Source organism: Methylophaga sp. UBA5088 (genome assembly GCF_002414625.1).
In the GTDB taxonomy this organism is placed as follows: Bacteria; Pseudomonadota; Gammaproteobacteria; order Nitrosococcales; family Methylophagaceae; genus Methylophaga; species Methylophaga marina.
In genome coordinates this window covers 43,109-49,701 of record NZ_DIAC01000010.1, presented here as the reverse complement: position 1 = coordinate 49,701, position 6,593 = coordinate 43,109, and the positions used below count along the sequence as shown (strand labels likewise).

Sequence of the window (6,593 nt, the reverse complement as noted above, 5' to 3'; positions counted from 1 at the left end):
CTTGATTAAGTTGGCATTTTGCGTGGTGGCTGCGCTTAAGTAATTACTCATCTTTTCTGAATTACCAAAAGCGTTAATGCCAAACTTTGCCTTGTTCTTTTTATCAACTGACTTTACGGTTGAGCTGACAAACTCACCAGCTATCAGCTTTGATTTTTCGTCAAACTCTCTTGATGACCAGATAGCCTTTAGAATATTGAGAATGTTGCTTATTCTGTCGGGCCATGCTTCATCGGCTACATATTGATATTCAACCTGCTTAATAGCTGGTATCAATTCTTTATCAATCGACTTTTTAACCAGGTTTACAATCCGTTGAAGTTCAACGTTGTATTGAGTGCCTACTCGCAGCATTATTCATCTGCCGTAGTTTCAGGCTCATCCCGGTCAAACAAGTTAGCGTCTTCCAAACCCTCTAACTCTTCAATTTGATCATCATTAAACTGATAGGCTTCTGCTGATTGAAGTCTGCGCTGTACCTGTGATTTTTGAATGACGCCAGCATCTAGCAGTATAATGTCGGTTTCTGCTTCTGTTTTTGACGCTTCAGCTTCTTCTTTACGGTTTGGCTGATAAAGGCGATTCCATTCCCAGTTGAAATCTTTAGGCATGTTGCCAAGGGCAGAACGGACTAAAACCTGATCAAGCACATTTACAGGTGGAGCAAGCTGGCTAACCTGCCATGAGCGTACATCGTCGTAATAGGTTCTTAGTTCGCTATCACCTGACGAATTAAGGCCTGATGGTGACTTACCGAATAGCTTTGTCTCTGGGATGCGTGAAGCACCGCAAATCCAGCTCATCTGTGTTTCCATAACTGGAGCTACGCCAGACAGATTGAGCGTCAATCTTTCCAGCTTTTCTTCACCATCTAATAATGAAAGCTTAAACAGCGACTTCATCATGCTGTACAAGGTGTATCTATCAGTGATTGCAGATTCTTGGTCTGACGTTAAATCATCAGCCAAACCCTCTCGTGTAATCACATCAAGGTTAGCTTCTTGCATTAACTCAGAGATACCTTCATATGAGGCAACAGTCTGCTTTAAATCAGAAATACACTTACGTAATTCTGAATCTCCCCAACCCATTGTGACTTGACGCTGACGGCGTGGAAGCTTTGCCCCCATGAATTTAGCAAAATGTGTCCAGTGAATACGCTGGTTACCCTGATATACCGTGTAGTATTCAGGCATCAGATAATTCTTAGCTAATGGGTTCCAGTTGTTAATTGAAAGCGGCATTAGCTCATAACGGTCAAACACAATAAGACGTTCTAAATCGCCTTTTTTAACCTGGTTAACGTTTAGCGGTTTCTCTAAGTCCTGATTGGTGAGCATTAAGACAGCTGCACCACCGTATAAACGGCCCCAAGATAGCGCCTCGTTTACTGTTTGCTGTAAGTCGTGCCTATCTTCTTCAATGCGAATTTGTTCTGCGTCCTGACATTTAATAGCACGCCATTCACGCACCATGTCATCAGCAGGAATATCAACAATCTGACGCGCTAACCAGTTCGACTGATAAGCCGCTTCAAGCTGCATATAGTCGTTAAATGCATCAAGCGTGAACTTGCTATGGTAGTTTTTAGACGAAGCTGTCCCCAAGCCTGTCATAACGTTTTCTAATCCGTCACTGGCTGGTAGGTTTTGCTTTGTCATTTTGTCTCCGCGCTGTTAACGCATTTAAAGCATGTCGGCGATATTCGCACGCGCCACTAAGCTTCTACTGTTGGCGATAATGAAAGAATCAGCGATGTTGGGAGAATCAACTTCTCTTGCCCTTAACTGCTTCTTGCTTTCCACCATCTCTTTGCCTGAAGAGCTATACGTTTTCTCAACAACGGATAATTCTTCCTTTAACTTTTCAAGGAGTTTTTTATCTATCTCACTTGATATGCTGATCATTTGATCTGCTCTAAACTTTCTGCCCTTTGTCACGGCTAGATAAGTGTTTTTAAATCTGTCTGATACAGCTCGCCATGCCTGGGCTTTCAGGTTCTCAAAGTGATCTTTATTCTTAATCTTGCCAGCAGTGCTGTAATACTTTTCTGGCTTAGCCACTTTTGCTGCTGCATTAAATTTAAAGTGCTTGCGCCATTTAAGGTTATTGAAATGCGCACCAGTGCCAGCACCAACGCCGATGGAGTCATACCCTATCAGTGAGGCGTTTAATCGTTTAGCAGTGTTTACGACGCGCCCAGCAGACTTATCAAGCTCATCTTCACCAGCTTTCCACTCATCAACATGAACAGCAACATAACCATCCATTGTGGTGGTGGCATTCGCATCATCGCCATCATCGGCAACGTCGTAACCTACCGTTACACCGCCAAGCCATTCACCACTTAATGGTGTAATCTTTAAATGCGCATCAACTACAGCCTCAATCCATTTAAGCTTGATAATTGAGTTTTCGCTGCTGTCTTTTGGCACGCCCAAATAAACGTGCTGGTATTCTTCGTAGTCGTCTTCTTTTAACTGCTCAATCTCTTTTCTGCTCGTTTCAGATAAAAAAGGATTTTCATCGTAATTTATTAATCGAGAAACGCAGTCTTTAGGTGGGTCAACGACAAACCGCTTGTGAATGTAATCTGTTTTAAACCTAGGATTCCAAACAAGCCATATTTCAGACCCTTCCTTGCGGATAGTTGGCCTGAGGACTTTCATTTGCTCTTCAGTAAGCCCTTCGGCTTCCTCAATCCAAAGTATGTCAGCACCCTCGACTGACTTAATATCAGTGAGGTTTCGCTGTATTCCATAGAACATGAACTCAGAACCTGTAACCAGATTCTTTATTCTGTTGTTGGTGACGTAAAATCTATCTTGCAATCCAAACGCTGCAATTTTGTCTTTCAGTACCGTATAAACAGAATCATCAATCCTGTTCTGAAACTGCCTGACGCATAGAAATTTAACTTTGCAGTAATCAGCAATCCTTATTGCGTTGCCTGCTGCATCATGTGACTTACTTGAATCCCTGCCACCCCTTAATGCTTTGTATCTTGATTTAGTCGCCCAGAAATCTCTTAGAGCTGGGTTCATCAACATAGCGTTTATTCTTGCCTGTAGTAATCGTCTAAAGTTCTTGGCTGCTCATTATTAATCTGGGTGTTTTGCTGTACCTGTGTTGGCTTAGCATGTCGGTCGTTAATCTTGTTTGTAACGCTTATTCGATCGACACCCTCAACCAGCGCTTTAAAATCGGATCCGCTTTCGGAAACCTGAAGAAGCTCCCCCGCTTTCCGCATTGCGTTACTAGAAAACCTTTCAATATCTTTAATCAATGCAAGTTGACTGCTTACCTGGAAATCATGGTATTCAACCTGCTGTTGATTTAGTGTTGATTTTTCAGTCGCAACCCTTACTTCATCGGCGATTAGCTGTTGATTGACTCCCTTCTCCCATCCAAGTTTTTTTGCCTTCTTGGATATTGTGCTTCTATCAATATCAGTCTTGAATGAGATCTCTTGTAAGCTGGCCCCACCTTCAAACATAGCCTGAGCCATATCCCAGCTTTCTTGCGAGATAGCCATTTAGGCCACCAATGATTGCAATATAGCTTCTAGAGTTTTCTCTATATCTTGATCGTGATTAATATATTCAATTCGGATGCCGTTATCGTGGCAGTATTGGCGCTTTATTGAGTCTCTTCTTCTAGTTTTTATTAAAGCCTCTATGCCGCCAAAATAATCAACCGGTTCAAAGTGCTGAGCACCTTGATACTCAATAGCTATATTCATTTCTGGGATAAAGAAATCAATTCTTAGCGGGCCATCATCCCTCATTCCAGAAAACGTCTTCTCTCTTACAAAAGAAACGCCTCTATCATTAAGTAATGATTCGATAGCTTGCTCGCCTATACTTCCCTTTAGCTTTCCACCTGTTTCCATAATAATTGCCGTAGCAACCAACACAGCGACATATTCGACGATGGTTAAACCTTCCTGTTTCGCCTCTGTCTCAACAGTATTTTTAAACACTTGATCCAGCATCAATATGTCGATTGCGGTTTTTTGCTGGCTATACGTTAATGTTTTTAGTTTTGCGGGCCGGTCACTATCTAAAACGATTTTGATGGCGCTGATAATCTTTGTGTTTATCTCGCTTACACTGTACATCTTGGTGTAGCCCCTCACTGAGCTTGGTCACTGACCTTATAGGCTGGTTGGTGTTTCGTTGTTATCGTCTGATGAAAAAGGCTGAATATTTGCCTCATCGAGTTTGATTTGTGCTTTAACCCGCCTTTCTTCTAGACGGAAATGCTTTGCTTTGAAATACCAGTTGATTAATGCGTTAGTGATGTAACCAGCAAAAGCGAAGAATATACCCGCAACAATAGCGATAACGCCCCACTGCTCCGGAGTGAATAGACCTAACAAGACTAGGGCCCCACTTGCTGCGTTATTCGTTTTTTGTCCAGCAACGGCAATAACCTCTGCTGAATGCTGGGCAATCTCTATCCGCATTACTCTTCCTGTATAGCTCCCGTCAGTGTTCACATTGCCGACTGATTAAGGGTGTCGCGCAGAGAGGTGTGACGGGAAATCGGGCAATAAAAAAGCCCCGACCGAATTAACGATTGGGGCTTGATTGCTGAAACTTCATAGAGGGATAGGCTCTCTGTTTCGTAACTTTCCTATCCTGCTGTGCTGAGCTTTCGCTCACCTTACATGAACTATACCACCATCGTGACAAATGTCAGCATGAAAAGCGGCGGTTATATTGCGTCACATTAGCACCTTATCAGCGACCATATCCAGTATGGCTTTTACTTGTGCTCTGGCTCGATATTTTGACACCCGACCTAGTTTATCTTTTAGTTGTAGCCTTATCGCTATTTCTGAATAACTGCACTGTTTACGCCAGCACAAGCGGGCTAATTTCTGACGCTGCTTATCAAGTGACTCAATAACACCTTGGGTCAATATATCTTCTGGTGTCTTCTTCTCGTTAACAACACGCATACAGTCTATACCTAACACGCGTTCTTGCTCTGGTGATTGGTGCGGGTAACCTAAATCATCAGCCCCTTCCAGCGTGAAATATGCCCAGCGTTTCATTAAGCCGTCTGCTCTGCGCCGCTTTTCTTTCCTCGTATTCTCGTATGTGCTTTTCAACGACATTTAGAATCCTCTCCTCGCTGTCATATCTGCTGAATGTATCGATTAGGCACTCAGTTTCAATTTTGTGTATTCTTGGGCTTGTTGACCTAAGTACAATTATTTCGCCGTCAATGTAGAACACAAATGCCTCATACCCGTACTGGTTCTGCTTTCTGATATCTTTTATGAAGTCCCACTCCTCGATTGAGTCATCATCTAAGATCATCCACTCAGCCATGACTCACCTCCTCACAATTCAAATAAGCAATAATGGTGTCCTTTGCTGCTTCCCATCCGACACAGATAACAGCCATATAACCGTTGTCATTTAGCTTTGTTTGCCACCTGAGCTGATTTGCTGTGGCTTTACCTGCACTTGATTTGGCGTCTTTTGGTTTCTTCATCTCGATATATAGGCCATGAAAGCCGCCACGGGCTACAGGAAGGAATACATCTGGCACACCAGACTTGACGCCTTGAGCTTTTAACCTGGCTGCTGTTCTTTTGTTTCTATGCCCACCATTAGGTATGTGATGCATTAGCTCAAGCTCTGGGATGTTTGATATTGCAGCCCACTTAAACAGCGCTTCTTGATGTAGGTCTTCGCTCACCAGCCATTCCCCCGATAACGTTTAGCGTTTTGCTCTTGAACATATAGACAAGGCGCACAAATATCAGTCCCTCCGGTGGCCTGCTGTCTTGCTGCTGAAATAACGTCACCACATTCAACACATTCTTCTGATTGCTCTCGTTTAACTGTTTTAGCTGCTTGCAATGCCATATTAAGGTTGCGTTCTGCTACTTCGTTACCGATATCTGCCTCATCAGCCATGCTTTTTCCTTCTCTCAAACTCATTAACAACTATTTTCTTAACCCAATTCTGTAAATGCTCTGGTACTTCATCTAGTAGCTTTTGGCGTTCTTCTTTGGTTTTGCCTTCAAGTATTTTTGCAGCGTACTGTCTGGGCCATAGGTCACGGCTAACCAATTTTTATTAACCCCATCTTTAGCCATATATCCTGTGTCCTCTCGACACCCTGTCTATGTGCTAGCTCAAGCGTTTCTTTGTCGATGAGATACTTTGTTCTACCGTCTAAAGCGTCATGACAAGCAGAGCAGCAGAAAGCGCCGTGGATATCGTTTTTCTTCATACCTATACCGCCACCGCCAAGATGGGCTAATACTGTTGTTTCAGGATTGAAATTGCAGATGCCGATTAGACGAACCTGGCACTCTTGGCCTCTGGCTGACTTACGCATTGTGCTCATTTCTATATCCGTTATTTTTTCTAATTTGGAGTATGGTCATATATGAAATCCCGAATTTCGGAGCTATTTTTCTACTGCTTAATTTTGAAGCCAAAATCTCTTTAACTTGGGCGTCACTTAACCTTCTATTTTTATTTCCACTGCATGCCCTCATATGTTTTGGGTGTCTTTTCTTTTTAACCATATCCCTTGTGTTGTCAGATAGAGTGCCAAGCATTAG

At 42.9% G+C, this 6,593-nt stretch carries 12 protein-coding genes; all 12 read right to left on the bottom strand.

What is annotated here, in order from left to right; all coding sequences use genetic code 11:
* Positions 1-354 (bottom strand): hypothetical protein (locus B4K20_RS01035; protein WP_289281555.1); only part of this gene is annotated, 354 nt, incomplete at its 3' end.
* The gene (locus tag B4K20_RS01030; protein ID WP_289281554.1) at positions 354-1,661 is read right to left on the bottom strand and encodes a DUF1073 domain-containing protein; all 1,308 of its coding nucleotides are present in this window, start codon (positions 1,659-1,661) and stop codon (positions 354-356) included. The genes B4K20_RS01030 and B4K20_RS01035, both read right to left, overlap by 1 nt.
* Positions 1,662-1,685: 24 nt before the next feature.
* On the bottom strand, positions 1,686-3,050 hold the full coding sequence (locus B4K20_RS01025; protein ID WP_289281553.1) for a PBSX family phage terminase large subunit: 1,365 nt from the start codon (positions 3,048-3,050) through the stop codon (positions 1,686-1,688).
* 5 nt (positions 3,051-3,055) lie between these two features.
* Positions 3,056-3,535, bottom strand: coding sequence for a hypothetical protein (locus B4K20_RS01020; protein WP_289281552.1), 480 nt, complete (start codon positions 3,533-3,535; stop codon positions 3,056-3,058).
* Positions 3,536-4,120 (bottom strand): hypothetical protein, encoded by a 585-nt coding sequence (locus B4K20_RS01015; protein WP_289281551.1) that lies wholly within the window; start codon positions 4,118-4,120, stop codon positions 3,536-3,538.
* Positions 4,121-4,156: 36 nt separating this feature from the next.
* The gene (locus tag B4K20_RS01010) at positions 4,157-4,468 is read right to left on the bottom strand and encodes a phage holin (protein WP_289281550.1); all 312 of its coding nucleotides are present in this window, start codon (positions 4,466-4,468) and stop codon (positions 4,157-4,159) included.
* 261 nt (positions 4,469-4,729) lie between these two features.
* Positions 4,730-5,062, bottom strand: coding sequence for a hypothetical protein (locus tag B4K20_RS01005; RefSeq protein ID WP_289281549.1), 333 nt, complete (start codon positions 5,060-5,062; stop codon positions 4,730-4,732).
* Positions 5,025-5,342 (bottom strand): hypothetical protein, encoded by a 318-nt coding sequence (locus B4K20_RS01000; RefSeq protein WP_289281548.1) that lies wholly within the window; start codon positions 5,340-5,342, stop codon positions 5,025-5,027. The genes B4K20_RS01005 and B4K20_RS01000 overlap by 38 nt, the downstream gene beginning before the upstream one ends.
* Complete coding sequence (locus B4K20_RS00995) at positions 5,335-5,715, bottom strand: VRR-NUC domain-containing protein (protein ID WP_289281547.1); 381 nt, start codon at positions 5,713-5,715, stop codon at positions 5,335-5,337. Before B4K20_RS00995 ends, B4K20_RS01000 begins: the two co-directional genes overlap by 8 nt.
* On the bottom strand, positions 5,712-5,936 hold the full coding sequence (locus B4K20_RS00990) for a hypothetical protein (RefSeq protein ID WP_289281546.1): 225 nt from the start codon (positions 5,934-5,936) through the stop codon (positions 5,712-5,714). Before B4K20_RS00990 ends, B4K20_RS00995 begins: the two co-directional genes overlap by 4 nt.
* A gap of 149 nt (positions 5,937-6,085) precedes the next feature.
* Positions 6,086-6,373, bottom strand: a complete 288-nt coding sequence (locus B4K20_RS00985) for a DUF1364 domain-containing protein (protein WP_289281545.1) — start codon at positions 6,371-6,373, stop codon at positions 6,086-6,088.
* On the bottom strand, positions 6,357-6,593 hold a 237-nt coding region (locus tag B4K20_RS00980; RefSeq protein ID WP_289281544.1), incomplete at its 5' end, for a hypothetical protein. The genes B4K20_RS00985 and B4K20_RS00980, both read right to left, overlap by 17 nt.

Coding starts and splice junctions, on each gene's coding strand:
- B4K20_RS01030 (WP_289281554.1), bottom strand. CDS start 1,661: ATGACAAAGCAAAACCTACCAGCCAGTGACGGATTAGAAAACGTTATG.
- B4K20_RS01025 (WP_289281553.1), bottom strand. CDS start 3,050: ATGTTGATGAACCCAGCTCTAAGAGATTTCTGGGCGACTAAATCAAGA.
- B4K20_RS01020 (WP_289281552.1), bottom strand. CDS start 3,535: ATGGCTATCTCGCAAGAAAGCTGGGATATGGCTCAGGCTATGTTTGAA.
- B4K20_RS01015 (WP_289281551.1), bottom strand. CDS start 4,120: ATGTACAGTGTAAGCGAGATAAACACAAAGATTATCAGCGCCATCAAA.
- B4K20_RS01010 (WP_289281550.1), bottom strand. CDS start 4,468: ATGCGGATAGAGATTGCCCAGCATTCAGCAGAGGTTATTGCCGTTGCT.
- B4K20_RS01005 (WP_289281549.1), bottom strand. CDS start 5,062: ATGAAACGCTGGGCATATTTCACGCTGGAAGGGGCTGATGATTTAGGT.
- B4K20_RS01000 (WP_289281548.1), bottom strand. CDS start 5,342: ATGGCTGAGTGGATGATCTTAGATGATGACTCAATCGAGGAGTGGGAC.
- B4K20_RS00990 (WP_289281546.1), bottom strand. CDS start 5,936: ATGGCTGATGAGGCAGATATCGGTAACGAAGTAGCAGAACGCAACCTT.
- B4K20_RS00985 (WP_289281545.1), bottom strand. CDS start 6,373: ATGAGCACAATGCGTAAGTCAGCCAGAGGCCAAGAGTGCCAGGTTCGT.